We start from the raw sequence: 25,515 nt of genomic DNA, 5'->3' as shown, positions 1-25,515 counted from the left end.
TGATCAGCCCGTTTTGAGGTGTATTGGCCAGCCAGCGCCTATTTGGCTGCTGGTGCCGCCGCAGGCTTGAGGGTTAGCGTGCTGCGAGCGTTGGCCGCCACGTCTTTCTCGCTCAGGTACTGCGACATGTAGCCGCCCACCATGTAGGCGGCGGCCTGGTCGCTGTAATGGGCATCAAATAACACGCCACTTTGGCCCACCGGGTTGATGCCACGCGCTTTGCTGGCATCGGCAAAATCAATGATGCGCCGGGTGGACGGGCCATAAGTGACAGCCCACGGGGCGGGGCCAATGGGGTAAGACAAGTTGTTGGGCACCTCGCGCCCACCGGGTGCGTCAAACGGGCCCACATTAAACACCGTGCCCAACGCTTTCTGTTTCGCCAGCGGGTGCACGTGGGTCAGGGTGTGGGCATGGCCCCAACCCCAGTCGTTGGGGCTTTTGCCCAAGGTGTTCTGAAGGTGCGTGATGGTGGCGCGCCAGGCTATGCGCACGATGTCGCGGCGGGTTTCCACTTTGTCGGTCTTGATGTCGTCCCACCAAGGCGAGGTTTCATCGCTGGCCAGGCGGGGCAAGGCCAGGTCGAGCGCGCGGGTGCCCAGCAGGTTGGCAAATTGCGCTTTGTCTAGTTCATCAGCCATGGCGGCGCGGGTCAGCTCGTACAGAAACTGGGTGAACACGGTGGGTGGAATGTTTTGCACGGTGTATTGGCCGTCCCACTGGGACAGGCTGTCAAACACCGAACGCTCCAGCGGGTCGCGCACCACGTCGCTCAGGTCGGGCATCAAGGGCCCGAGCACGCGCCAGAAGTAGGCGGTTTGGGTGCTGAGTTGCAGCGACTCGGTGTTGAGCTGGTTCCATTGCAGGGCGTCGTTGCCCAGCCGGTCTTCCAGGGCCTGCGCCCGGTCGGCTGGGTTGTAGTAGCCGGGAACGGGCAAGCCGCTGGTGCTGTGGGGCTGGTGGTTGGCTGACACGATGTAGCCGCGCAGCGGGTTTTCTTCTTGCGGGTTGTCGCTGAAGCGATAAAAACCGAGTTTGTCGGCCTCTTCCGAGTCGCCGTCGAGCATGAAGGCCGGGTTGACGTCGGCCGGGCGAATGGGCAGCTTGGCGGCGGCCCACCAGCCAATGTCGCCCGAGGCGCTGGCCCACACCACATTCAGGCCGGGTGCATGTATTTTGCTGGCCGCGTCTCGCGCCTTGGCCAGGGTGCTGGCGCGGTTTAGCTCGTAAAACGCTTCTTGCAGGGGGTTGTCGGTTTCCAGAAATGTCCACCACATGGCCACCGGGGCACCACCCAAGGTGTCGCGAAACGCGTTGCTGATGATTGGGCCGTGCGGCGAGCGCTGCAGCGTGAGCTTGATGGGCTTGAGGTCTTTGACCTTGATGAGCTCTTCGGTGGTTTCAAGGTCAACCCACTCGCCCTGAAACCACACCTGGTTGGGGTCGGCTGGGTTGACTTTTTCAATGATCAGGTCAAGGTCGTCATTTTGGAACATGGTCAGGCTCCAGCCAAACTGCTGGTTGTGGCCCAGCAGCGCCGATGCATTGAGCGCCTGAAAATTGCCATACAGCTCAAAGCCCGGCATGCTCAGGTGGGCCTCGTACCAGACCGAGGGCAAAGAGAAACCAATGTGCGGGTCGCCCGCCAGCATGGGCTTGCCGCTGGAGGTGCGCTGGCCCGACACGGCCCAGGCGTTGCTGCCCTCAAACAGCGGCACGCCGGCCAGGGTTTGCGCTTCCTGGCTGACTTGGGCAAGCTGGCTCAGGGCGTGCCAGTCGGGTGTGCGGGTTTTGGGCGTGGACCGGTTCATGGCCGTTTTGGGCGCTGCTTCGATCACGCCCTGCGGGTTCCATTCCAGGTCAAATATATTGAGATGGTCATCACTCAGTTCGTCACGCACAAAAGTCAGCAGCGGCTCGGTTTTGAAGGCGGCAGCAAAGCTGTAGGCCAGGTAGCCCGACACGGCCACGGTGTCTTGCAAGGTGAACCGGCGCTTGGGAATGCCCAGCATATCGAACTCGATGGGTGCCGGGTGCGTGGCCTGAAACTGGTTGATGCCGTCAAGGTAAGCGCTTTGGGCCTGGATGGCGGGGCTTTGCAGGTCCATGGCGGCCACGGTTTTGATGGCGTGAGCGCGTAGCCCCAGGGTGCGAAACAGCCGGTCGGTCTTGATCAGCTTGGGGCCCATCACTTCGGCCAGTTCACCCTGCGCCAGGCGGCGCACCATTTCCATCTGGAACAGGCGGTCTTGCGCGTGCACATAGCCCAGCGCGCGGTACAGGTCAGACTCTTTGCTGGCCTTGATGTGCGGCACCCCAAGCTCGTCATAACGCACCGTGACCGGGGCGCTCAGGCGCTCCAGCGTCAGCTCGCCAGAGCGCTTGGGCTGCTTGCTGTAGACATACCAGGAGCCGCCGATCGTGGCGACCAGCAACAAACCCAACAACGTGCCGAGAGAAATCTTGAGTGCGAGTTTCATGAAAAAGGTGTGCAAAATGCCCGTTTAGCAAAGTGATCATAAGGGCCGATGGCGTATCAACGCCGTTTGCCCCTGACAATTTGCAGCTTCAATTTAAGGGGGAACCTATGAGTTTGTTTGATTCGGTGTTGGGCGCTGTCACTAACCATGTGCAGCAGCAAGGTGGTTTGGCGAACGTGTTGAGTGGTTTGCTGGCCAACAACGGTGAAGCCGGCGGCCTGAATGGCCTGGTGGAAAAATTCCGGCAAGCGGGCCTGGGCGACGCGGTGAACTCATGGATTGGCACGGGTGCCAACCAGGCCATTTCGGGCGACCAGCTGTCCGATGCGCTGGGCAGCGACATGGTGACCAAGGCGGCCAGCCAGCTTGGACTGGACCCGTCGCAGCTGTCTGGCCAATTGGCGCAAATGCTGCCCGGCTTGATTGACAAGTTGACCCCCAATGGCACGGCACCTGAAGGTGGCTTGGGCAATGCCGGTGACCTGATGGGGATGCTGGGTGGTTTGCTGGGCAAAGCCTGATAAACCAGACGTCAAGCGGCGAGGGCGTGCGCGGCAGCCTGGCCGCTGCGCACGGCACCTTCCAGTGTGGCCGGGTAAGGCCCCGCCACATAGTCGCCGCAGGCCAGTAGGCCTGGTGCAATCTGGGTTGGCGGGCGCTGCAGGCCGGGCGTGCAGGCAAAGGTGGCGCGTTTTTCAACCACGGTTTGAACCGCCTGCAAGCTTAAGCCCAGCTGTGCCTGGGCTTGCGCCAACACCTGGGCCTCAAGCGTGGCCCGGTCGCCCTCGGCGGCACTCACCACAAACGCCAGCAAGCCTGCCGGGCCGCCCAACTGGCCCCGGTCAAAGGCAAATTGCGCAGGGCAGGGCGGGCTGCTGCGCAGTGCCAGCATGGGGTGCGCCAGCTTTGCATCAGCCGCCCACGCATAGACGGTGGCAATGGCTTCAAAACGCAAAGCCTGGCATTGCATGGCCCAGGTTTGCATTTTATTTGCTATAGGTTGAGTAGCTGCTTGCGCATTATTCATAAGGGCTAGAGCCGCATTTGATGCTGAAGTTGCAAGAATGACCGCGTCAAAGACCTCACCATCTACCCACCAGCTTTCGCCTTGTTTTTTAATGGTTTCAACCCGTTGGCCTAGCCGCACCTGGCCGCCGTGTTGTTGTAGCCAAGCCGCTGCGGCATCAGGAAACAGCGCGCTCAAGTCGACACGAGGCAGCAGCAGGCGCGAGCCGCCTTGCATGCCAAACAAGGCGTCGCGCAGCACACGCAAAAACACTTGGGCGCTGGCGCGCTCTGCTGGCGTGTTCAGGGCTGACACGCACAGCGGCTCGATCAGCTCGGCGTTGATTCTTGGGGTCAGGGCGCGGCACAGCTCAGCCACCGACACATCGGCCGCGCAGCTGAAGCCCTGCAGCCGCCAGCCCACGGAAGCTCGCAATAGTGAAGCCTTGTCGCCCAGCGACCAGCCGCGCGCGGCCAGGATGCCGCCCAACGCGTCCAGCGGTGTCGGCCAGTCTTTGAACCGGATGCCTTCGCCTTGCGGGAACAGCAGCGCCATGGGTGTGCTTAGCAAGGCTTGAGCCGGGTTGACGCCCACTTGGCGCATCAGCTTGAGGGTTTCGGTGTAGGCCCCAATCAGGATGTGCTGGCCGTTGTCTAGCGTCACCGGTGTGCCATTTGGCAGGGTGCAATTTTTTAAGACATTTAGGCCTCTAGCCCTTCCGCCATAAGCGTGAGTAGCTTCTAAAACTGTAGCGTTGTGACCGGCTTGGGTGGCCGTGACCGCAGCCGCCAAACCAGCCCAGCCCGCGCCAATGATGGCGATTTTCAAGGCGTGTTCTTTCGGCTCACAGGCGCCCCAGCGCTTGCACTTTCCAGGCCAGCCAAAGCTTGCGCAGCGGCGTGAGGCTGATGCGCTGGTGCAGCACGGCAAAGTTCTCAAGCTCAATCTCGCGCAGCAGGGCGCGGTAAATGCTGGCCATCATCAGGCCCGGTTTTTGCGCCCGCAAATCGGCCACGGGCAGCAGCGCCAGCGCTTGGTCATACAAGCCCTGGGCGCGCTCGGCTTGAAAACGCATCAGCGCTGTGAAGCGGTCTGAGTAGGTGCCGTTGAGAATCTCTTGCGCGGTCACGCCAAATTGTTTCAACTCATTGACTGGCAGGTAGATGCGGCCACGCCGCGCGTCTTCGCCCACGTCGCGGATGATGTTGGTGAGCTGCAGCGCTTGGCCCAGCGCGTGGGCATAGGCGGTGGTTTGTGCATCGGTCTGGCCAAAAATGCGCGCAGCGACTTCGCCCACTTCGCCCGCCACCAGATGGCAGTAGCGCTGCAGGCCAGCAAAATCAAGGTAGCGAGTTTGGCTCAGGTCCATCTGGCAGCCTTCAATCACGGCTTGCAGGTGGCGCTGCTCGATCTGGAAGGTGGCGGCAAGTGGCATCAGCGCCTGCAGCACCGGGTGGCTGGGCGTGCCGGCAAATGCCTGCGCCACTTCTGCGCGCCACCACTGCAGTTTGGTGGCGGCCACGCTGGGGTCGACCATGTCGTCCACCACGTCATCCACCTCGCGGCAAAACGCATAAAACGCGGTGATGGCGGCACGCTTTTGTGTTGGCAAAAACAAAAAGGCGTAATAAAAGCTGCTGCCTGAGGCAACCGCTTTTTGCTGAACATAGTCTTGGGGGGTCATGGGTGGGAAGGGCTTGTCGGGCGCAGACGGCTGGGCTCCAGCGCGCCGACTGAATCAAGAATGGGGTAGGCGATGCTTGAGATGTGCGAGTTGATGCGTTTGAGGTCGCTGATCAGGTCCAGGTGCAGCGAACTGGTCTCGATGCTTTGCAGCGTGTTGTCCGACAGGCGGTTGAGGTGGTTGGCCGCGTAGGCCAGTTCCATGTCACGGAAACGGGTTTTTTCTTCGAGCAATTTCCTGGCGTCCCGCACATTGGCATTTAAAAAGACGCTCATGCCCAGGCGCAGGTTGTCGACCAGCTGGCCGTGCAGTGCGGTGATTTCGGCCATGCCAGCCTCGGAAAAATTGCGGCCAGCCTTGATTTTCTTTTTTTCGATGTCGCCCAGCACGCGTTCGATGATGTCGCCAATTTGCTCCATGTTGATGGTGAAGCTGATGATCTCGGCCCAGCGGTGGGCTTCTTTTTCGCTCAGAGACTCGCGCGAGATTTTGGTCAGGTAATACTTGATGTCAGAGTAAAGCTCATCGACCGTGTCGTCCATCTTTTGCAGTGCCTTGGCCATGGCCATGTCATTGTTCTTGATGACATCGGCCACCCCGCGCAGCATGGTTTCCACCACGTCGGACTGGTGCATGGCCTCGCGTACTGCGCAAGACAGTGCCACCGAGGGTGTGGCCAGCGCAGACGGGTCCAAGTGGCGTTGCCGACCGTTCAGGTTGTTGCTGATCGGCTTGGGCAGGAAAAACGTCACCACACGTGCCACCACGTCGGTGAGCCCAATGAAGATGACGCTCACGATGACGTTGAACGTCAGGTGAAACAGCACCACCACCGTGGCCACATCAGGCAGAAGCGGTGTCGCGTGGTGCAGCCAGACACCTGCCAAGGGCGCCATCAGCGCGATACCCAATACCTTGAAGATCAAGTTGCCCAAGGGCACCTGGCGCACTTCTACCGGCCCGCCGAGGGTTGTCAGCACGGCCAGCAAGCCGCTGCCCAGGTTGGCTCCCAGCACCAGGCCGAGCGCCACGTCCACGGGGATCACTTGTGTGCTGGCCAGGGTGGCGGTGAGCAGCACAATGGCCAGGCTGGAATAGCTCAGCACCGACAGCGCCGCGCCCAGCGTGATTTCCAGCAACCGGTCACTGCCCAGGGAGGCCAGCAAGGCGCGCACAGCGGGGGCTTGGGTGAGTTCGGTAGCCGCCCCCCGCACCAGACTCAGCGCCAGCAGCATCAGCCCCAGCCCAATGAAGATGCGCCCGACATAACCCACGTTGGTGGACTGGCGGGCAATGAACAGCACCACGCCACAGAAGATGAACAGCGGTGACAGCCAGGACAGGTCACGCGAAAACACCAGTGCCATCAGGCTGGTGCCCAGGTCGGCCCCCAGCATCACGGCCAGCGCCGACGGCAAGGCCATCAGCCCCTGACCAACAAACGCCGAGATGATGAGTGCGGTGGCGGTGCTGGACTGCACCAGCGCCGTGACCCCGATGCCCGAGGCCATGGCGTTAAACCGGTGGCTGACACTTTGTGCCAGCACCCGGCGCAAATTGGCGCCCAACACACGCAAGGTGTCTTTGCGTACCAGATGCGTGCCCCATACCAGCAGGGCAATCGCGGCCAACAGGTTAAGCAGATGGGTCAATGCAGCCTTTGTTTATTCTGCGGCTGGCCTGGCTCAGCGACCGCGCCGAACCCGCAGCAGCTCATCGAGAATCAGGCAGGCAGCACCCACGGTGATGGCGCTGTCGGCCACGTTGAAGGCCGGAAAATGCCAGCCCTTGGCGTGAAAGTCCAGAAAATCGACCACGTAGCCGTACAGCACGCGGTCAATCACGTTGCCCACCGCGCCGCCCAGCAGGCTGGCGATGGCAAAGGCAAACAGTTTTTGCCCGGGGTGGGTTTTCAGCAGCCAGACCATCAACACCGCCGCAGCAATGCCGATGCCGGTAAAAAACCAGCGCTGCCAGCCGCCGGCACTGGCCAGGAACGAGAACGCCGCGCCGGTGTTGTGCACCCGCACCACGTTGAAAAAGCTGGTGACCGGGGTGCTGTCACCCAGCTGGTAGTAGCCCAGGATGAGCACTTTGGTGAACTGGTCCGCGATCAGCACCACCATGGCCCAGCCCAGCCAGGCCATCAGGGTAATGCCGGCGGGCAGGGCGCGGCTGGCGTTCGGGGCACTGGTCTTGCGGGGCGGCGTGGCCATCAGGCAAACACCCGCGCTTCACCGGCACCAAACAAATTGCTGGTGCAGCGGCCACACAAGGTGGGGTGGGCGGGGTCTGAGCCGATGTCGTCACGGTAATGCCAGCAGCGCTCACACTTTATGCCATTTGAGGTGCTAGCCCTTATGGATATTGCGTCACCAGCTACTAACTCAATAGCAGATGTGATGAACACAAATTTCAGGTCATTGCCCAAACTGGCCAGCAGGGCGTGGTCATCTGGTGCCACCGTCAACGCCACGTTGGCTTGCAGCGATGAGCCCAGCTTGCCATCGGCGCGCAGCACCTCGATGTCTTTGTTGACCAGGTCGCGAAGCTCGCGAATGCGTGTCCACTTGGCCAGCAGCGCAGCGTCTGGCTCGGCCAAGGCGCTGTAGGTGTCCATGAAAATCGACTCGCGCGTGGCGACCGGTGTTTTGCCTGCCGCACCCAGCACAGTCCAGGCTTCTTCGGCGGTGAAGCTCAGGAAAGGCGCCATCCAGCGCAGCATGGCCTGGGTGATGGTCCACAGCGCGGTTTGCGCACTGCGCCGCGCCAGTGAATTGGGCGCGGTGGTGTAGAGGCGGTCTTTCAGGATGTCGAGGTAGAACGAACCCAAATCCTCGCTGCAGTAAATCTGCAGCTTGGCCACCACCGGGTGAAATTCATACACCTCGAAGTGCGCCAGGATGTCGGCCTGCAATTGCGCGGCACGGCTCAGGGCGTAGCGGTCAATCTCCAGCATTTGCTCAAACGGCACGCTGTCTGCTGCTGGGTCAAAGTCCTGGGTGTTGGCCAACAGGAATTTGAGTGTGTTGCGGATGCGGCGGTAGGTGTCGACCACACGGGCCAGGATCTTTTCGTCCCCGGCGATGTCGCCAGAGTAGTCGCTGGCGGCCACCCACAGGCGGATGATTTCAGCGCCCAGCTTTTTCGAGGTTTCCTGCGGGTCGACGCCGTTGCCGGCGCTCTTGCTCATTTTGTGGCCCTTGCTGTCCACGGTAAAGCCGTGCGTCAGGATGCCTTTGTAGGGCGCGCGGCCATACATGGCGCAGGCCGTGAGCAGGGAAGAGTGGAACCAGCCACGGTGCTGGTCGTGGCCTTCCAGGTACAGGTCGGCTTCAGGGCCGCTGTCATGGCCAGCGCCTGCGTGGGAGCCTTTGAGTACCGTGGTGTGGGTGGTGCCGGAGTCAAACCAGACCTCCAGAATGTCGCTGCTTTTGGTGTAGTTGGGCGCGTCAGCTTCGCAGTCGAGGGTGGCAAAAATGGCTTCGGTGCTGGCCTTGCTCCAGGCCTCAATGCCACCGTGCTCCACCATGTCGGCCGCAATGTCCAGAATCTCCATGGTTTTGGGGTGCAGCTCACCACTGTCTTTGTGCAGGAAGAAGGGCAGCGGCACGCCCCAGCTGCGCTGTCTAGAGATGCACCAGTCTGGCCTGCCGGCAATCATGTCGCGCAGGCGGACCTTGCCGTTTTCCGGGTAAAACGCGGTTTGCTCGATGGCTTCCAGGGCGATTTTGCGCAGGGATTTAGGCGCTTTGTCTTTGGTGAACACGCCCTCGCCGTCGTCCATGCGAATGAACCACTGCGCTGCGGCGCGGTAAATCACCGGGGTTTTGTGGCGCCAGCAATGCGGGTAGCTGTGCACGATGTCGGTGGTGGCAAACAGGCGGCCGGCCTCGCGCAGGGTGTCGATGATGACCGGGCAGGCTTTCCAGATGTGCTGACCGGCAAACAGTGGTAACTCTGGCGCATACACGCCGTTGCCCTGCACCGGGTTCAGGATGTCGTCATAGGCCATGCCATGCGCCACGCATGAGTTGAAATCCTCTACCCCATAAGCGGGTGAGGAGTGCACGATGCCGGTGCCGTCTTCGGCGCTGACGTACTCCGCCAAGTACACCGGGCTGAAACGGTCGTAACCGGCATCGACGTGGGCCAAGGGGTGCTTGAAGTTGATGCCTGCCAAAGCCTTGCCATTGGCGGTGGCCAGCACCGTGCCAGTCAGGCCAAAACGCTCCATGCACTTGGCGACCAAATCAACAGCTAGCACCAGCAGGCCGCGCTCGGTATCGACCAGCGCGTAGGTCAGTTCGGGGTGGGCGTTGAGCGCCTGGTTGGCGGGAATGGTCCAGGCGGTGGTGGTCCAGATGACGGCAAAGGCATCTTTGGTCAATGCATTCAGGCCAAAGGCGGTGGCCAGTTTGGCCGGTTCGGCACACAAAAAGCCCACGTCCAGCGTTTGCGATTTTTTGTCGGCGTATTCGATCTCGAACTCAGCCAAGCTTGAGCCGCAGTCAAAACACCAGTACACGGGTTTCAGGCCACGGTAGACAAAACCGCGCTCCACGACGCGTTTGAAGGCGCGGATTTCGTTGGCCTCGGTGGCGAAGTCCATGGTGCGGTAGGGGTGGTCCCAGTCGCCCAGCACGCCCAGGCGTTTGAAGTCTTCGCGCTGCAGGTCAATTTGTTCGGTGGCGTAGGCGCGGCTCTTGGCCTGCATGTCGTCACGGGCCAGTTTGCGGCCAAACTTCTTCTCGATCGCGTTCTCGATTGGCAGGCCGTGGCAATCCCATCCGGGGATGTAGGCGGCGTCCATGCCTTTGAGCTGGCGCGCCTTGACGATCATGTCTTTCAGGATCTTGTTGACCGCGTGGCCCATGTGAATCTGGCCATTGGCGTAGGGCGGGCCGTCGTGCAGCACAAATTTGGGAGCGCCCGCTCTGGCCGCGCGCAGCTTTTGGTAAAGGCCTTGGTTTTCCCATTGCTTGACCCATTGCGGCTCGCGCTTGGGCAGGTCGCCGCGCATCGGGAACGGGGTGTCGGGCAGGTTCAGGGTGCTGCGGTAATCGGCTTTGCCGACAGCCTCAAGGGCTTCTGGGGTCTTATTGGTCATGGTGGCGCAGGGTCGCAAAATAGGCACGGGCATCTTGGCAGTCTTTTTGAATGCCAGTGGTCAACGCGTCCAGGGAGTCGTATTTGAGTTCGTCGTGCAGTTTGTGGAGAAGTTCCACGCTGGCAATTTTACCGTAGGCCCCCTCAAGCCCCAGGCTGTCAGGCCAGTCCAGGCAATGGGTTTCCAGCAGCACCCGTCCGCCATTCACATCGCGCGGGTCAATTGATGGGCGCACGCCCAGGTTGGCCACACCCCGCAGCGGCTGCTCACTCAGGCCGTACACCAGCACGGCAAAAATGCCGCTGGCGGCCGGTTTCCAGTGGGCAAAGCGTTGGTTGATGGTTTTGAAGCCCAGCGTGCGCCCCAATTTGCGACCATGCACGACGTGGCCAGAAATGCGATACGGGTGACCGAGCAGCCGGTTGGCATCTGCCATGCGGCCTTGTCCCAGGGCCTCGCGCACCGCCGAGCTTGAAACCCGCAGGCCATGCACTTCGTAGCTGTTCATACGCGCCACATCAAAGTTTTGTTTCAAGCCGGCTGCGTCGAGCAAGGTGTAGTCGCCAGCGCGGCGCTGGCCAAAGCGAAAGTCGTCGCCCACCAGCACATAGCGGGCCCCCACGCCTTGCAGCAACACCTTGTCGATGAAGGCCTGAGGCGACAAATTGGCCAGATGGGCGTCAAACGGCAGCACCACGGTTTGGTCGACCCCGCAGTTGGCCAGGTCGCAGAGCTTGTCGCGCAGCGTGCCCACACGGGCCGGGGCCAGGCCGGGGTTGTGCGTCAGGGCGGCAAAAAAATCGCGCGGATGCGGCTCAAAGGTGAGCACACAACTGGGTACGCCGCGCTGCTGTGCCTCGCCCTTGAGCAAGGACAGCATGGCTTGGTGGCCACGGTGCAGGCCGTCAAAGTTGCCAATCGTCAGGGCGCACGCCGGGGCAATGCCAGGGTGCTTGAAGCCACGGAAAATCTTCATGATTTGTTATAAATTTGATAGCTATGTGCGCAAGGAGCTTAAGCGCTTGACGTCAATTTGACTTATAAAAGATGTATATTGTGGCCCAGATGCGGTGCCAGGGCGGGCCGGCTTGCAGCGCAAGCTGGTGGACCGCTGCAGAAGGTTTTGGATAGGTTCGGATAACGTCTTTTTTCAGGAGTCGTGTTTTGAAAGTCTTGAAGCTGTCAGCCCAAGGGCTGCCCCAATCGTGGATTTCGCTTGAACAGGCGGTGATTCATTACGCCGCCGAAGAGGTGCGCTGGGAAATGGGCCATGAGGTGGCGGTGTTTCACGGCGGCCACAACGCGGTCACCGGCAAGCAGTCGATCATCACCGTGTCAAGCATCATTGGCACCAAGGGGGTGCCCAACATCAACCCGTTTGAGTTGCGCCCAGGCCTCACCAACAGCAAGCTGTTTGCGCGTGACCGCAACCTGTGTGCCTACTGTGGCAACCCGTTTGACGAGTCCGATTTGACGCGCGAGCACATCATTCCGTTTGCCCAAAACGGCATCGACACCTGGATGAATGTCGTCACGGCGTGCCGCCCGTGCAACCACCGCAAAAGCCACCGCACACCCGAGCAGGCGCACATGCCGCTGCTTTACACACCTTATGTGCCCAGCCTATGGGAAGATTTCATCTTGCGCAACCGCCGCATTCTGGTTGACCAAATGGAATTTCTCATGGCGCATGTGCCCAAGTCGTCACGACTGGTAGCGTGACAGCGCAGTGTGCTGGCATGATTGACTGTCGTCATTGCGGGCGCAGTGACGCCATCCATGTCGTTCTGATGTGGTGATTAGAAATTACAGGGAAAAAATGAAACATCACGAAACTGGCACGTCCATCTATGTCGCCCTGATGTTAGGCAGCGTTTTTGCGCCGACTTTGGCTGGTGCTGTGGTGGCTGATCCGGCTGCGGTGCAGGCTGCTGCTGCATCAGCACCGGCCCTCATGCACGCCCGGTTGTGGCACGAAGGGGACGACCCCAAGGCCTATTGGGTGAGCGAAAAACTCGACGGTGTGCGCGCTTTTTGGGACGGGCAAGCCTTGCGTTTTCGCAGCGGCTTACCCATTGCCGCGCCCGCCTGGTTCACCAACGCGTTGCCAAAAACTGCGCTGGACGGTGAGTTGTGGCTGGGGCGTGGGCGGTTTGATGAGTTATCCGGCACCGTGCGCCGCCATGTGCCGGTGGATGCTGACTGGCGTGGCGTGAAGTACATGCTGTTTGACCTGCCGGGTGCTGCAGGCCCGTTTTCCGAGCGCACACAGCGCTTGACAGCCTTGGTGGCCGAGGCGAACCAAGACTGGTTGCAGACGGTGGCGCAACAACGCGTCGCCAACGCGGCAGCCTTGCACACCTTGCTGCGAGCCACAGTCAAAGTAGGTGGTGAAGGCCTGGTGTTGCACCGCACCAACGCGCTGTGGTCGCCCGGACGCAGCGACGCTTTGCTGAAACTCAAACTCCAGCCCGACGAAGATGCCCGCGTGGTGGCCCATTTGCCGGGCAAAGGGCGTCACACCGGGCGACTGGGTGCTTTGTTGTTGGAAATGCCCGATGGCAAGCGCTTTGCTTTGGGCACGGGTTTTACTGATGCCCAGCGCGAGGCGCCCCCTGCGATTGGGTCCGTGGTGACTTATCGCTACCGCGACCGCACGCCCAAGGGGCTGCCCAAGTTTGCGTCGTTTTTGCGGGTGCGTGGGCCGGAGTAGCGCGATTTACAGCGGTTGGCGTCAGGCCACGGCGTCCAGTGTGCTGGCGCTGGTAGCTGTGTTGCCAGACGAGATCTGCTCATAGATCTGTTTGGCCAGTTGCATCAGGTTGTCGCTGGCGCTTGAGCCTGAGGAAGTGGCATCTGCCGAGTTGACAAATTCCTTCAGGGCCCCAGCCAGCTTTTCTAGCTGCGAGACGGTGCCGTCCTGGTTGGTGTCCAGCGGGTCAAAACTGCTGCTGGTTTCGCTGGTGCCGCCTGCACCGCGGGGCCCACCATGCCCACCCGGTGGGGGTGGGCCACCAGCGCCCTTGACGCCGCCGGAACCCTGGGCGCCTTGTGCGCCCTCTGCCGGACGGCCCGCCTCAAATTCAGCTTGGGTCAGCTTGCCGTTGCTGTCGGTGTCGAGCTTGGCAAAGCTGGTCGCGCTGTCCTGGCCGGTAGCTGCTTTCATTTTGTCGGTGAAGGCTGTCATTTCAGCTTGGTCTACCGAACCATCCGAGTTGTTGTCAACTTTGCTGAACATTTTGGCCTGCATCTGACTGCGCTGGGTGGTGGCATTGGCGTTTGCCCAAGCGTTACTTGAAGCGCTGACGCCTGAAATTGAGCTCATGGTCTTTCCTTTCATAGGTCGTGAAGAATGGCTGCCTGACATTCAGGTCGGCCTGTCGGGTAACGCTTTGATTGTTGGTGTGGCAGGTAACGCGGTGATGTCTGGTTTGTACCAAGTCCGTTACAAAAGCCCTTGGGTTCTGGACAACAGGGATGCAATCACAGCCCAGTTCCAGTGATCTGGCGCAAGGCCCAGCCACTAGACTGGTTGGGTCAGCCAGAATGCCCTACGCCATGTCCCTCCAGCCCCATATTTTGATTGTTGATGACGACGAAGAAATCACCGAATTGCTCAGTGACTACCTGAAGCGATTTGATTTCTCAACCCATACCGCTTGCGACGGCAGCAGCATGTGGGCTGAGTTGGCGCGTCATCCGGTGGACCTGGTGGTGCTGGACGTGATGATGCCCGGCGCCGATGGCCTGCAGCTGTCGCGGGAAATTCGCCAGCGCTCCAGCTTGCCCGTGATCATGCTGACCGCCCGTTGTGCCATGGTTGACCGCGTCATCGGGCTGGAAAACGGCGCGGATGACTACGTCAGCAAACCTTTTGAGCCACGCGAACTGGTGGCGCGCATTCACACCGTGCTGCGACGCGTTGCCAAAGCGCCTGAGGACGGCTCTGATGTGTTGCGCAGCGATGTGGTTCATTTTGATGGTTGGGTGTTGCATCGCGACGACCGGACCCTGGTGTCGCCGGCTGGCCTGGCGGTGGCACTTTCCAATGCCGAATTTCGCTTGCTGACCACCTTCCTGCAGACACCACGCCGCCTGTTTAGCCGGGACCAGTTGATGGAGCAGGCCAGAGGCCGCGCCATGGACGTGTTTGAGCGCAGCATCGACCTGCTGGTGTCGCGGCTGCGGCAAAAGCTGGCCGACGATTCAGACGCGCCCTCCATGATCAAGACTGTTCGCGGGGCTGGCTACATGTTCAATGCCCGGTCTGTGCAGGGGCGCTCGGCATGGCGCAATTGATGCCTTGGGCCTGTCAGCGTATCCAGGGACTGGCGCAGCGCCTGCTACCTGACAGCCTGTTTGGCCGCTTGGCCTTGTTGCTGGTGGTGGCCGTGGTGAGCAGCCATGTGCTGGCATTGACCCTGATGTTTGAACTGAATCCGTTTCCGCCGCCGCATCATTCGCCACCCCCACCTGGGCACGGACCACCGCCCATGTTTCATGTCGGGTTGCTGATGGACATCACGGTGCGGCTGCTGGCCTTGGTGCTGGCCGCCTGGGTAGGTGCGCGTTGGCTCTCAGAACCGGTGCGCAAGTTTGGGCAGGCAGCCAAAGAACTGGGGCGCGACATCCACCGACCTGCCATGCCGGAAGAAGGCACGCTGGAGTGCCGCGAGGCGATTCGGGTGTTTAACCAGATGCAGGAGCGCATGTGCCTGCAGTTGGCGCAGCGCGACCAGTTTGTGGCCGCGGTGTCGCACGACTTGCGTACCCCACTGACGCGCCTGACCTTGCGCGTGCAATCGCTCAGTGACCCGCAAACGCGTCAGAGCTTTGGCAAAGACATCACGGAAATGGACCACATGATTCGCACCACGCTGGACTATTTGCGCGGCATGGCTGACCCTGAGCCTAAGGTGCTGCTGGATGTGGGCTCGCTACTGACCAGTCTGGAAGAAGACTTTCAGGACAGTGGTCAGGACGTGCGGGTGCAAGGTAGGGTGGCGGCCGCACCCCTGTTGATACAAGCCTCAGCCTTGCGTCGCTGCCTTGGCAACCTGGTGGAAAACGCCGTGCGTTATGGCAAGCGCGCCCGCATCAGCTTGACAGACGTGGGCGACCAATTGCAGATCTCTGTGCAGGACGATGGGCCAGGTATTGCCCCAGGCGAACTCGACAAGGTGCTGGCCCCTTTCTACCGGGTTGAGTCCTCGCGTAACCGCAACAGTGGTGGTGTGGGTTTGGGCCTGGCCAGCGCACATGAATTTGCCCAAAAACACGGTGGCAGTTTGACGCTGTGCAACCCAATAGAAGGTGGCCTTCTGGCCACGCTGTGCTTGCCGCGGCAAAAACCAATCGATCGCTGATTGATTGCCGAGAGCTCACTCAGCGGTGGCGACCGCCGTGACCCCAAGCTCCGCACACAATTGGTTCACCGTGGCGCGCAACGAGGCCACTTCAGCCTCTAGCCGGTCGATGCGCTCCAACGTGCTGTTGTCTGCGGCGCGATGGCTTACCCCACCGGCACCGCTGGCCCATTGCGATTCATCCACCGGGCCACACAACAAATGCGCCCAGCGCTGCTCGCGGGCACCGGGCGCTCGCGCCAGTTTGACCACCAGCGCGCCGCCTTTTGTCTCTGACCGGTCTTGTAACTCTTCCAGAAAACCCTCGACCGATGAGATGTCGGCAAATTTGTACCAGCGTTCGGTGTTCAGGCGCAGCTCTGCGGAGGTTTGCGGTCCGCGCAGCATCAAGACGCCCAGCAGCACGGCAGATTGCTCGGGCACACCCACGCCGCGCTGGAAGTTGTGCTCAAACCGCGCCACGCGCCCGCTGGTGTTGGTGCGCACCAGCGAGAGGTTCTGCAGGCTGTCAATGGCGCTGGCCACCTCGGGCTCAGACAGGTCCATCACCGGGTCGCGGGTGGTTTTTTGGTTGCAGCCAAGCAACAACGAGTTGAGCGACAGCGGGTAGCTGTCGGGCACGGTGCGGGCTTTTTCCATCAGGGTGCCAAGCACACGGGCCTCGACCGGGGTCAAGATGAGGCCAGCCTTGGTTGTGGGCTGAGAGGCCTCGGTGGTGTCAGAGAGAGGGGTAGGGGTCAAAGTCATAATTCAGCCAGTTATGAAAAACATCGTTATTTTGATCTCAGGCGGCGGCTCCAACATGGCCGCCATTGTGAAAGCCGCACAAGCCGAGCGCTGGGCTGACAAGTATGGCACCCGCGTGGCGGCCGTCATCAGCAACAAGGCAGACGCCAAAGGCCTTGAATTTGCCCGCAAGCAGGGCATTGACACAGCGGTGCTTGACCACAAGGCCTACCCAAGCCGTGAGGCGTTTGATGCCGCGCTGGCCGAGCGCATTGATGCGTTTGAGGTGCCCGGGCAACCAGTGCTGGTGCTGTTGGCGGGCTTCATGCGCATTTTGACGCCTGGTTTTGTCAACCGTTATGCGGGGCGTCTGGTGAACATTCATCCCTCTTTGTTGCCCGCCTTTGCCGGTTTGCATACGCACCAGCGCGCCATTGATGCCGGCTGCAAAGTCGCTGGCGCCACGGTGCATCTGGTAACACCGGAACTCGACCACGGCCCGATCTTGGCGCAGGCAGTTGTGCCGGTGCTTGCAGGTGACACGGCAGACACGTTGGCAGCGCGGGTGCTCACGCAAGAGCATTTGATTTACCCGCGTGCGGTGGCTGAATTGTTATATAAAAAATAGCTCATAGCCTGACCACATTGCCCGAAGTGCTAACGCCCTGGTGGCGTTGTTTTTTGGTCGAACGGGCGCTGCCCTGGGCCAATACAGATATTGAAGTCAAGGCCGGCTCGGCGGTTAGAGCTGATTGCTTCAGTCACTTGGGTTGACTTTGCTCTGCTAGTAACCATCCCCGGCAAAAACGGGGATGCTTACTCGGCCCCATGATTGAAACTGCATAATCACACCAAGCATGGAATCCCGTCACTTGCCAGTTGTATTTCGTTGGAAGAACTTCAAGTTTTTCTTTTTCTCAAATGAGGGCGATCCACGAGAACCACCGCATGTTCACGTTCGCAACGGTAGTGCTCGGGCAAAGTTCTGGATCGGACCCGTATCGTTGGCAGAAAATATTGGTTTTGCTGCGCATGAGTTGAATAGTCTGATGGGCGTCATCGAAAAAAATGAGGTCTTGATAGAAAGGGTATGGCATGAATATTTCAGCACTTGAGTTGAATTTTGACGCGACGATGATGTGGGTAAATTTGGCTGATGGTCGCAAGCTGGGCGTGCCTTTGGTCTATTTTCCGCGCCTGTTGCGTGCCTCGCCTGAGCAGCGCCTGCGCTATGAGTTGTCCGGGGGTGGGACGGGCGTCCACTGGGACGAAATTGATGAAGATATCAGTGTCCCTGGGCTTTTGATGGGCATAGGAGACAAGACGCGAACCCGGCAAATGGCAGCGTAAGCCTTGGCCGTGACCACCACACTTAAGAAGATTTGTCAGACTGTGCACCGCAAGGGCGCATCTCGGATATTCTTGGCGGCAAACGCGCGGTAAATATGGACGTCGCCAAACCCTTGGTGCAGCGTTTTAACATGCGTGCTGATGTGTTTCTGGGGTGACTGAGATGCCCGGCCCGGCCGATACCTCGGTCAGGGATATCTAAATCAATTCGCTATATAAAAAATAGCTTCTAGCGCTTATATATAAAGCGCTAGAGGCCAATTTCTTATATAAAAATCACTCGTGCCGCAACGCTTCAATCGGGTCCAGCCGCGCGGCGCGTCTGGCCGGGAAATAGCCAAACAGCACGCCAATGCCGGCTGAAAACACAAACGACAGCAAATTGACACCGACGTTGAACACATAGGGCACGCTCATCAACTTGGACAAGCCAATGGATGCGCCGGTGGCCAGTACAATACCGATCACGCCGCCCAGGGCCGCCAGCACCACGGCTTCTATCAAGAACTGCAGCAGAACCTCACGCTCCAGCGCGCCAATGGCCAGCCGCAAGCCGATTTCACGGGTGCGCTCGGTCACGCTCACCAGCATGATGTTCATGATGCCAATGCCGCCCACCAGCAGGCTCACGGCCGCCACCGCGCCCAGCAGCATGGTCATGACCCGGGTGGTGCTGGAGAAGGTTTCACCAAGCTGCTTGGTGTCGAGCACGTTGAAGTTGTCTTCGTCACTCTCTGCCAGTTTGCGTCGCTCGCGCAGCAGTTGGGTGATGCTGGCCTTGACGCGCTCGGGGTCGGCGCCGTCTTGCATCGACACCAGCAGGGTGTTGACGCGGGTGTTGCCGGTGATGCGCCGCTGCAAGGTGTGCAGCGGCATCAGCACCACGTCGTCCTGGTCGTTGCCAAAAGCCCCCTGGCCCTTTTCGCCCAGCAAGCCAATCACCTCGCAGCTGATCTGCTTGACCCGAATGGACGCACCGATGGCCATTTGACTGCCAAACAGCTCGCGCCGCACGGTCTCGCCAATCAGGCAGACACCGGCACCAGCCACTTGCTCTTCGGTGGTGAACTCGCGGCCATCGGCGATCTTCCAGTTGCCGGTGAACAGCCAGTCGTTGGTGCTGCCGATGACGCTGCTGCTCCAGTTGCGGCCATCGAGCACGATGGTGGCGCCACTGCGCGCCTCGGGCGCCACCGCTGTGATGCCGCCTAGCTGGCTGAAGAGTGCCTGTGCATCGGCTTCCTTGAAGGAGGGTGAGCTGGCACCGCCGCCGCCCATCATGCGTTGCCCGGGGCGCACCTGCAGCAGGTTGGTGCCCAGGCCGGAAATCTGGTTTTGAATGGCCAGCGTGGCGCCGTTGCCCACCGTGACCATGGTGATGACGGCGCTGACACCAATCACGATGCCCAGAATGGTTAAAAAAGAGCGCATCAGGTTGCGCCGGATCGAGCGCAGGGCCAGTAACAAGGTGCTAAGCCACATCGGACACCTCCGCAGCTTTGTCAGTGGCATGTTGGGCTAGCCCGGCGGGATTCGGGTTGCGGGTGTCGCTGTCAACCACGCCGTCAACAAAATGCACGATGCGTTTGGCGTAGGCGGCCATGTCGGCCTCGTGCGTGACCATTAGCACGGTGATGCCGTGGTCTACGTTCAGGCCCCACAGCAGCTCCATGATCTCGCGGCTGCGGTGGGTGTCGAGGTTGCCAGTGGGCTCATCGGCCAGCAGCACTGTGGGCTCGGTAACGATGGCACGGGCAATGGCCACGCGCTGCTGTTGACCGCCCGACAGTTCGGCCGGGGTGTGGTGTTCCCAGCCCGCCAGGCCGACCGAGGCCAGTGCTTTTTTGGCAGCCGCATGGCGGGTTTTGGTGGGCTCGCCCCGGTACAGCAGGGGCAGTTCCACGTTTTCTTGGGCCGTGGTGCGCGCCAACAGGTTAAAGCCCTGGAACACAAAGCCCAGGTAATGCCGGCGCAGCAGTGCCCGTTGGTCGCGGGTGAGGGTCTCGACATGCACGCCATTGAAGATGTATTGCCCGGTGGTGGGGGTGTCCAGGCAACCCAGCGTATTCATGGCGGTGGATTTGCCCGAGCCGCTGGGCCCCATGATGGCGACAAAGTCACCCGCCTCAATGGTCAGGTCCACGCCTTTGAGCGCCTGCAAGGCCGTGGCGCCCTGGCCATAGGTCTTGGTGACGCCGATGAGTTCAATCAGTGGCTGCGCGCTCATGGTTTGCTGGCGGTGCCTGTGCGCTGGTCGGTGATCACGGCCATGCCCTCCGTCAGGTCGCCGCCGGTGATCTCGGTCATGCGGCCATCGCTAATGCCTGGGGTGACGTTGACCGCCACCGGTGTGTCGCCCTGTAGCACCCACACCTGTTTGGCCGAGCCGCCGCTGGCTTTTTTGGTAGCCCGCGGCATGCGCGGCATCATGCTTGACATGATGTTGCCGCTCGATTTGGCTGCTGCTGGCGTGGCTTGTGGGCTAAAGCGCAGCGCGGTGTTGGGCACCAGCAGCACATTTTTGCGCTCGACGGCGGTGATGGTGCTGGTGGCGGTCATGCCTGGGCGCAGGCTCAGGTCTTCGTTTTTCACATCCAGCAGGGTTTGGTAGGTGACCACGTTGTCGGTGATGGTCGAGCCATAGGCCACGCGGGTGATGGCGGCAGGGAAACGCCTTGACGGAAACGCACTGACCGTGAAGGTAGCCGGCTGGCCGACCTTGACGCGGCCCACATCGGCCTCATCCACATTGACTTGCAGGCGCATCTGGCTCAGGTCTTCGGCCACCGTGAAGAGGGTCACTGCCTGCAGCGAAGCCGCCACGGCATTGCCAGGGTCCACCGTGCGGGTCAGCACCACGCCGTCGGTGGGCGAGCGAATGGAGGCTTTGGAGCGGTTGGTTTCATCGGTGGCCAACGACGCGCGAGCCGAATCGACGTTGGCGCGGGAACTCAACTCGGCGGCAATGGCACGGTCATGCGTGGCGCGGCCACTGTCTAGCTCGGCTTTGGAAGGCACTTTGCCGCCGGACAACCTGGCCACTTCTTCCAGTCGGGCCAGGCTGGCGCTGCTCTCGACCACGGTGGCCTTGGCCTGTGCCAACTGGGCCTGCGCGCTGGCCAGTGCAGCCTTGGATCGCACCACTTGGTCATTGAGCTTGGCGGTGTCAAGCTCCACCAGCACCTGGCCTTTTATAATCTTGTCATTCACATCCACCAACACGCGCAGCACCGTGCCCGAGAGTTCGCTGCCAATGTTGACCGAGCGGGTGGGCTGCAGCGTGCCGTTGGCCGTGACCGTGAGCGTCAGGTTGCCGCGGGCGGCGGGCTCGGTGATGTAGGTGGGGGCGGCACTGCGCGCCTGGCTTTGCTGCCAGTAGTAATAGCCGCCACCGGCCGCTGCCAGCAAAACCAGCGCGACCCACAATTCGCGTCGCCGCCACCAAGTGGATTTGGGCGCCTCTTTCAGTAGCGTTTGCAGGTCGCCGGGCTTGGGGGTTTGAGGCTGGGAGGTGGTCTTGGTTGTATCAGGCATGGGGTTGCTCATGGAGAACGGGGTCAATATTCGGTGACAGGAATGGGTGAATGGCGCGTGTTATTGCCAGCCGCCGCCCAGTGCCTTGACCAGGCGCACATGGTCACTGCTGAGGTCGGCTTGCAGCCCGGCTACGCTGTCTTGCGCGCTGAGCAGGGTGCGCTGGGTTTGCAACACGGTCTGAAAATCAATGAGCCCGCTGCTGTAGCGGTTTTGTGCCAGCAAGGCGGCGTTGTTTGCGGCGGTGGCGGCTTGTTGCAACAGTTGCAAGCGCTGGCGGTCACTTTGTAGGCTGATCAGAGCGTCTTCAACGTCTTTCAGGGCGGTCAGCACGGTGTTTTGGTAAGCCGCGCGGGCTTGCTCCAGAGCGGCTTGCTGGGCCAGCACCTGGCTCTTGCCTGCCCCGGCGTCAAACAGCGGCACCGACAGGCTGCCCAACAGCGAGCCGGCCAGACTGGCGCCGTTGGTCAGGCCCGCCAGTGTGAGTGCGCTTAAAGACAGTGAGCCACCCAGATTGAAGCTGGGGTAACGTGCGGCGTCTGCCGCGTCCACGCGGGACAGGGCGGCTTGTATGCGGTGCTCGGCAGCGCGCACATCGGCACGTTGGCGCAGGGTGTCTGCAGGAATGGCGGTGGTGTTCAGGTCGGCGGCCTGTGGCACGGGTTGGCTGGTGGACAGCAGCAAGTCAAGTTCCAAAGGCCGTTGCCCGGTGAGCACAGCCAGGGCATGACGGGTTTTGGCGATGCTGGCGGTCAAGGCGGGAATTTGCGCGGAAGTTTGCGCGGTGGCGGCCTTGGCTTGTTCAACTTCAAGCGAGGTCACCAGTCCGGCCTGTTCGCGCCAATCGGTGAGTTGCAGTGTTTCAGACTGGCTGCCCAGGTTGTTGCGGGCAATTGCCAGTTGCGCTTGTTGACCGCGCAACTGGATGTAAGCCAGGGCCACTTCGGCGGCAATGCTGACCTGCACATCGCGCAGGCTGGCTTGTGAAGCAAGGGTGTCGGCCTCGCTGGCATTGATGTCGCTGCTCACCGCGCCAAACACGTCAAGTTCCCATCGGGCATCCAGGCCGGCCCGGAAGCTGTTGTTGCCGTCGGCAAATTCGGTTTGGTTGCGCTGGGCCGAGCCCGACAGCGTGACACCGGGCAAGCTATTGGCTACCTTCACGTCGCGCAAGGCACGTGCCTGTTGCAATGACGCTTGCGCAGAGCGAATGCTGGTGTTGGCTTGCAGCGCCTGCTGAACCAACTGGGACAAAAGTGGGTCGTTGAAGTTGCCCCACCACGCCATGTGCTGCGCCTGTGTCTCGTTTAAGTTTGTTTGGACGGGTGGCGACACACTGGCACAGCCTGACAAAAACAGGCCAAGCGAGAGGGTGGCAGCACAGGTCAGACGGCCAGGCCAGCGGCCATTACAAAGGTTCAACATGGGGTAAGTGGAGAGCACAGACATCAGAAATTGGGTGAGGTGAAATGCAAAAAATTTGTCAACTGCCATTGCAGCGTCGAGTCATTGTGCAACTTGAATTTGACATTCAAGATTCAGAGCGGTGAAGTTGCGTAAAGTTCCCGTGGGACAATCGCGGGCTATGCATCCAAAAGCTCTCCTCGAAGCCTGTTCCGAATTGGTCCGGCTGACCCTCAAATTTGACCACCCGGCTGATGCCATCGTGTCGCGGTTTTTCCGTGATCACCGTGGTCTCGGGCCGCGTGAACGCGCCACCATGGCTGAAACGGTCTACACCGTGCTGCGTAAAAAACAGCTGTTTGACCACTTGGCGCCCTCAGGCAGCGGCTCAAAAGAACGTCGCCTGGCCATTCTTGGTTTTTACGGCCCCGGTGATTTTTTGCGCAGCGCCTTGTCTGATCAAGAAATCAACTGGCTCGATCAATGCGAAAAAATCAAGCCTGAAGACCTGATGGAGCGCCATCGCCACAACCTGCCCGAGTGGCTGGTGCAGCCGCTCAAAGACCAGTTAGGCGACGAATTTTGGCCACTGGCCGAGAGTCTTAACAAAGGCGCCGGGCTGGATTTACGTGTGAACGATTTCAAGGCCAAGCGCACCGATGTGCAAAAAGAGCTGGCCGCTCTGGGCATCAAGGCAGTGCCAACACCGTTTTCACCCTGGGGTTTGCGCATTGCCGGCAAACCAGCCTTGAGCAAGATGGAAGCCTTCAAGCGTGGCGACTTTGAGGTTCAAGACGAAGGCTCGCAACTGCTGGCCATGCTGCTTGATGCCAAACGCGGCGAGATGGTGGTCGATTTTTGTGCCGGTGCCGGTGGCAAAACCCTGGCCATTGGCGCTGCCATGCGCAGCACCGGGCGTTTGTATGCGTTTGACACATCGGCCGGGAGGCTCGATGCGTTCAAGTCACGGCTGGCGCGCAGCGGTTTGTCCAATGTGCACCCGGCGGTCATTGCGCACGAGCGTGATGACCGCGTCAAGCGCCTGAGCGGCAAGATTGACCGCGTGCTGGTGGATGCACCTTGCACTGGCATGGGCACCTTGCGCCGCAACCCTGACCTGAAATGGCGCCAAACGCAAACTGCGGTGGATGAGATGACGGTCAAGCAGACGGCCATTTTGCAAAGTGCGGCGCGTCTGGTGAAACCCGGTGGGCGTCTGGTTTATGCCACCTGCAGCGTGCTGCCGCAAGAAAATGAGGCCATTGCCGCCGCTTTTTCTGCTGCCAATCAAGAGTTCAAGGTGTTGGATGCGGGCGAAGTGCTCACCGGCTTGAAGGTCGAGCGGGCCGCTTCGCTGTGCAGTGGCGGCGAAACTGGCCAGCGCTATCTGCGTCTGTGGCCGCACCGGCACCAGACCGACGGTTTCTTTGCCGCGGTGTGGGAACGGGTATAGGCTGCAAGGCAGGGGGCGTGCATAACCCCTAAAATTGTCTGGTTGAGTCCACAGGAAATGGTTTCTGTGGGCGTCAGCAATAATTATTAAAGAGACAAAGTTGATGATTTCGTTGGACAACTCGACTGTTTTGCAGGCCTTGCTGGACTGGGCTGTGCACGGTGTTTGGGACTTGAGCGCGTGGCAATTGGTGCTGTTTACCTTGGCCGTGACCCACATCACGATGATCAGCGTCACCATTTTCTTGCACCGCCACCAAGCCCACCGTGCGCTTGATTTGCACCCCATCGCCTCGCATTTCTTTCGTTTTTGGCTATGGCTCACCACCGGCCAGGTAACGAAGGAATGGGCCTCCATTCACCGCAAACACCATGCCAAATGCGAGCAACCCGATGACCCGCACAGCCCGCATGTGTACGGCATCAAAACCGTGCTCACGCAGGGCTATGAGTTGTACCGCAAAGAGGCGAATAACAAAGAGACACTGGCGCGCTTCGGGCACGGTACGCCCAGCGACTGGATCGAGCGCAAGCTTTACACCCCGTTTTCTACTGTTGGCATCATTTTGATGCTGTTGATTGATCTCACGCTGTTTGGCGCCGTTGGCCTGACCGTTTGGGCGGTGCAAATGGCCTGGACGCCGGTGATGGCCGCTGGCATTGTGAATGGTGCGGCACATTATTGGGGTTACCGTAATTTTGAAGCCCCTGACGCCAGCACCAATATCTCGCCATGGGGCATCCTGATTGCGGGTGAAGAGCTGCACAACAACCACCACACCTACCCGACCTCTGCCAAGTTGTCGGTTAAACCCTATGAGTTCGACATTGGCTGGATGTACATCAGCCTGCTGCAACGCATGGGTTTGGCCAAGGTCAAGAAGACGCCGCCACGACTCGCTTTGGGTGCCATTCGTCCGGTGGCTGATGAACAAACACTTGAAGCACTGATTCAAAACCGGTACGAGTTGATGGCGGGTTATGCCCGGGGCATGCGCCAAGCCTTCAATGATGAGGTGGTCGCCCTGAAAGCCCGCAGTGCCGATGCGTCCATGATCAAGGCAGCTCAAAGCTGGTTGCACCGAGACGCCGAGAAGGTGCCTGCCTCCGTGGTGGCACACTTGACCACGGTGCGCGCCGCCTCGCCAGTGCTTGACAAAATGGTGCTGATGCGTGAAGAGTTACGTCAGTTGTGGTTGAACCGCTCGCACACCCGTGAGCAGTTGGCCGCCGAGCTGCACGCCTGGTGTCAACGCGCTGAAGCCAGCGGCATCGCGTCGCTGCAAGAGTTTTCTTTGAAGCTGCGCGCCGTTCGCGCTTGATTTATTGGTCTTTATGGCCTCTAGTCCTTATGGATAAAGCGCTAGCAGCTATTAAATACGTAGCTATTTGAGGGGTGGCTA

The 25,515-nt window shown here is 60.4% G+C and carries 24 protein-coding genes; 11 read left to right on the top strand and 13 right to left on the bottom strand.

Annotated features, from left to right (window positions below):
- Window positions 1-38 precede the first annotated feature (38 nt).
- The gene (locus tag PHQ58_RS00980) at window positions 39-2,480 is read right to left on the bottom strand and encodes a penicillin acylase family protein (RefSeq protein WP_300105852.1); all 2,442 of its coding nucleotides are present in this window, start codon (window positions 2,478-2,480) and stop codon (window positions 39-41) included.
- Between the two features lie 107 nt (window positions 2,481-2,587).
- Here PHQ58_RS00980 and PHQ58_RS00975 point away from each other — a divergent pair, with 107 nt between their 5' ends.
- The gene (locus PHQ58_RS00975; protein WP_300105851.1) at window positions 2,588-3,001 is read left to right on the top strand and encodes a YidB family protein; all 414 of its coding nucleotides are present in this window, start codon (window positions 2,588-2,590) and stop codon (window positions 2,999-3,001) included.
- An 11-nt stretch (window positions 3,002-3,012) separates the two neighbouring features.
- Here the strand turns inward: PHQ58_RS00975 and hpnE are convergent, their stop codons facing one another.
- The 6 genes from hpnE to PHQ58_RS00945 all read right to left on the bottom strand — a co-directional run bounded on the left by hpnE (window position 3,013) and on the right by PHQ58_RS00945 (window position 11,256).
- Window positions 3,013-4,314, bottom strand: a complete 1,302-nt coding sequence (gene hpnE, locus PHQ58_RS00970; RefSeq protein ID WP_300105849.1) for a hydroxysqualene dehydroxylase HpnE — start codon at window positions 4,312-4,314, stop codon at window positions 3,013-3,015.
- Between the two features lie 16 nt (window positions 4,315-4,330).
- A complete protein-coding gene (gene hpnD / locus PHQ58_RS00965) occupies window positions 4,331-5,170 on the bottom strand; it encodes a presqualene diphosphate synthase HpnD (protein ID WP_300105847.1) in 840 nt (279 codons plus the stop codon).
- On the bottom strand, window positions 5,167-6,822 hold the full coding sequence (locus PHQ58_RS00960) for a Na/Pi cotransporter family protein (protein WP_300105845.1): 1,656 nt from the start codon (window positions 6,820-6,822) through the stop codon (window positions 5,167-5,169). The genes hpnD and PHQ58_RS00960 overlap by 4 nt, the downstream gene beginning before the upstream one ends.
- 33 nt (window positions 6,823-6,855) lie before the next feature.
- Window positions 6,856-7,317: a signal peptidase II gene (gene lspA, locus PHQ58_RS00955; RefSeq protein ID WP_300106065.1), complete on the bottom strand. Its 462-nt coding sequence runs from the start codon at window positions 7,315-7,317 to the stop codon at window positions 6,856-6,858.
- Window positions 7,318-7,385: 68 nt separating this feature from the next.
- Window positions 7,386-10,280 (bottom strand): isoleucine--tRNA ligase, encoded by a 2,895-nt coding sequence (gene ileS, locus PHQ58_RS00950; RefSeq protein WP_300105843.1) that lies wholly within the window; start codon window positions 10,278-10,280, stop codon window positions 7,386-7,388.
- On the bottom strand, window positions 10,270-11,256 hold the full coding sequence (locus PHQ58_RS00945; protein WP_300105841.1) for a bifunctional riboflavin kinase/FAD synthetase: 987 nt from the start codon (window positions 11,254-11,256) through the stop codon (window positions 10,270-10,272). Before PHQ58_RS00945 ends, ileS begins: the two co-directional genes overlap by 11 nt.
- A gap of 188 nt (window positions 11,257-11,444) precedes the next feature.
- On the opposite strand from PHQ58_RS00945, the gene PHQ58_RS00940 reads away from it, so the two are divergent.
- Both PHQ58_RS00940 and PHQ58_RS00935 read left to right on the top strand, forming a co-directional pair.
- Window positions 11,445-12,002 carry an HNH endonuclease gene (locus PHQ58_RS00940; protein WP_300105839.1) on the top strand — a complete coding sequence of 186 codons (558 nt, stop codon included), beginning with the start codon at window positions 11,445-11,447 and terminating at the stop codon, window positions 12,000-12,002.
- A 97-nt stretch (window positions 12,003-12,099) separates the two neighbouring features.
- Window positions 12,100-12,993 (top strand): DNA ligase, encoded by an 894-nt coding sequence (locus PHQ58_RS00935; RefSeq protein ID WP_300105837.1) that lies wholly within the window; start codon window positions 12,100-12,102, stop codon window positions 12,991-12,993.
- Window positions 12,994-13,014: 21 nt separating this feature from the next.
- Here PHQ58_RS00935 and PHQ58_RS00930 read toward each other — a convergent pair whose 3' ends face one another.
- On the bottom strand, window positions 13,015-13,605 hold the full coding sequence (locus tag PHQ58_RS00930; protein ID WP_300105836.1) for an EF-hand domain-containing protein: 591 nt from the start codon (window positions 13,603-13,605) through the stop codon (window positions 13,015-13,017).
- Here PHQ58_RS00930 and PHQ58_RS00925 point away from each other — a divergent pair.
- Genes PHQ58_RS00925 through PHQ58_RS00915 form a run of 3 tightly spaced genes read left to right on the top strand, consistent with a single transcriptional unit; the run spans window position 13,604 to window position 15,646 of the window.
- Window positions 13,604-13,783: a hypothetical protein gene (locus PHQ58_RS00925; protein WP_300105834.1), complete on the top strand. Its 180-nt coding sequence runs from the start codon at window positions 13,604-13,606 to the stop codon at window positions 13,781-13,783. The genes PHQ58_RS00930 and PHQ58_RS00925 overlap by 2 nt on opposite strands.
- Before the next feature lie 55 nt (window positions 13,784-13,838).
- Window positions 13,839-14,579: a response regulator transcription factor gene (locus tag PHQ58_RS00920; protein ID WP_300105831.1), complete on the top strand. Its 741-nt coding sequence runs from the start codon at window positions 13,839-13,841 to the stop codon at window positions 14,577-14,579.
- Window positions 14,567-15,646 carry an ATP-binding protein gene (locus tag PHQ58_RS00915; protein ID WP_300105829.1) on the top strand — a complete coding sequence of 360 codons (1,080 nt, stop codon included), beginning with the start codon at window positions 14,567-14,569 and terminating at the stop codon, window positions 15,644-15,646. The genes PHQ58_RS00920 and PHQ58_RS00915 overlap by 13 nt, the downstream gene beginning before the upstream one ends.
- A 15-nt stretch (window positions 15,647-15,661) precedes the next feature.
- Here PHQ58_RS00915 and PHQ58_RS00910 read toward each other — a convergent pair whose 3' ends face one another.
- On the bottom strand, window positions 15,662-16,324 hold the full coding sequence (locus PHQ58_RS00910; RefSeq protein WP_300106064.1) for a YceH family protein: 663 nt from the start codon (window positions 16,322-16,324) through the stop codon (window positions 15,662-15,664).
- Between the two features lie 82 nt (window positions 16,325-16,406).
- Here PHQ58_RS00910 and purN point away from each other — a divergent pair, with 82 nt between their 5' ends.
- From purN to PHQ58_RS00895, 3 genes are all read left to right on the top strand, one after another.
- A complete protein-coding gene (gene purN / locus PHQ58_RS00905) occupies window positions 16,407-17,000 on the top strand; it encodes a phosphoribosylglycinamide formyltransferase (RefSeq protein WP_300105827.1) in 594 nt (197 codons plus the stop codon).
- 229 nt (window positions 17,001-17,229) lie between these two features.
- On the top strand, window positions 17,230-17,487 hold the full coding sequence (locus PHQ58_RS00900) for a DUF4160 domain-containing protein (RefSeq protein WP_300105825.1): 258 nt from the start codon (window positions 17,230-17,232) through the stop codon (window positions 17,485-17,487).
- Complete coding sequence (locus PHQ58_RS00895; protein WP_300105823.1) at window positions 17,468-17,722, top strand: DUF2442 domain-containing protein; 255 nt, start codon at window positions 17,468-17,470, stop codon at window positions 17,720-17,722. The genes PHQ58_RS00900 and PHQ58_RS00895 overlap by 20 nt, the downstream gene beginning before the upstream one ends.
- A gap of 276 nt (window positions 17,723-17,998) precedes the next feature.
- Here PHQ58_RS00895 and PHQ58_RS00890 read toward each other — a convergent pair whose 3' ends face one another.
- From PHQ58_RS00890 to PHQ58_RS00875, 4 genes are read right to left on the bottom strand one after another with little or no spacing between them, the layout of a single operon-like run.
- Window positions 17,999-19,204 (bottom strand): ABC transporter permease, encoded by a 1,206-nt coding sequence (locus PHQ58_RS00890; protein ID WP_300105822.1) that lies wholly within the window; start codon window positions 19,202-19,204, stop codon window positions 17,999-18,001.
- A complete protein-coding gene (locus PHQ58_RS00885) occupies window positions 19,194-19,949 on the bottom strand; it encodes an ABC transporter ATP-binding protein (protein WP_300105820.1) in 756 nt (251 codons plus the stop codon). Before PHQ58_RS00885 ends, PHQ58_RS00890 begins: the two co-directional genes overlap by 11 nt.
- The gene (locus PHQ58_RS00880) at window positions 19,946-21,256 is read right to left on the bottom strand and encodes an efflux RND transporter periplasmic adaptor subunit (protein ID WP_300105818.1); all 1,311 of its coding nucleotides are present in this window, start codon (window positions 21,254-21,256) and stop codon (window positions 19,946-19,948) included. Before PHQ58_RS00880 ends, PHQ58_RS00885 begins: the two co-directional genes overlap by 4 nt.
- A 60-nt stretch (window positions 21,257-21,316) precedes the next feature.
- Entirely contained in the window at window positions 21,317-22,705 is a 1,389-nt protein-coding gene (locus tag PHQ58_RS00875; RefSeq protein ID WP_300105816.1) for an efflux transporter outer membrane subunit, read from the bottom strand.
- A gap of 136 nt (window positions 22,706-22,841) precedes the next feature.
- Here PHQ58_RS00875 and PHQ58_RS00870 point away from each other — a divergent pair, with 136 nt between their 5' ends.
- Window positions 22,842-24,113: an RsmB/NOP family class I SAM-dependent RNA methyltransferase gene (locus tag PHQ58_RS00870; protein WP_300105815.1), complete on the top strand. Its 1,272-nt coding sequence runs from the start codon at window positions 22,842-22,844 to the stop codon at window positions 24,111-24,113.
- Window positions 24,114-24,216: 103 nt separating this feature from the next.
- Complete coding sequence (locus PHQ58_RS00865; protein WP_300105813.1) at window positions 24,217-25,434, top strand: fatty acid desaturase; 1,218 nt, start codon at window positions 24,217-24,219, stop codon at window positions 25,432-25,434.
- Window positions 25,435-25,515 lie beyond the last annotated feature (81 nt).

Source organism: Rhodoferax sp., from assembly GCF_028688795.1.
In the GTDB taxonomy this organism is placed as follows: Bacteria; Pseudomonadota; Gammaproteobacteria; order Burkholderiales; family Burkholderiaceae_C; genus Rhodoferax.
This window is presented reverse-complemented; position numbering and strand designations above follow the sequence as displayed.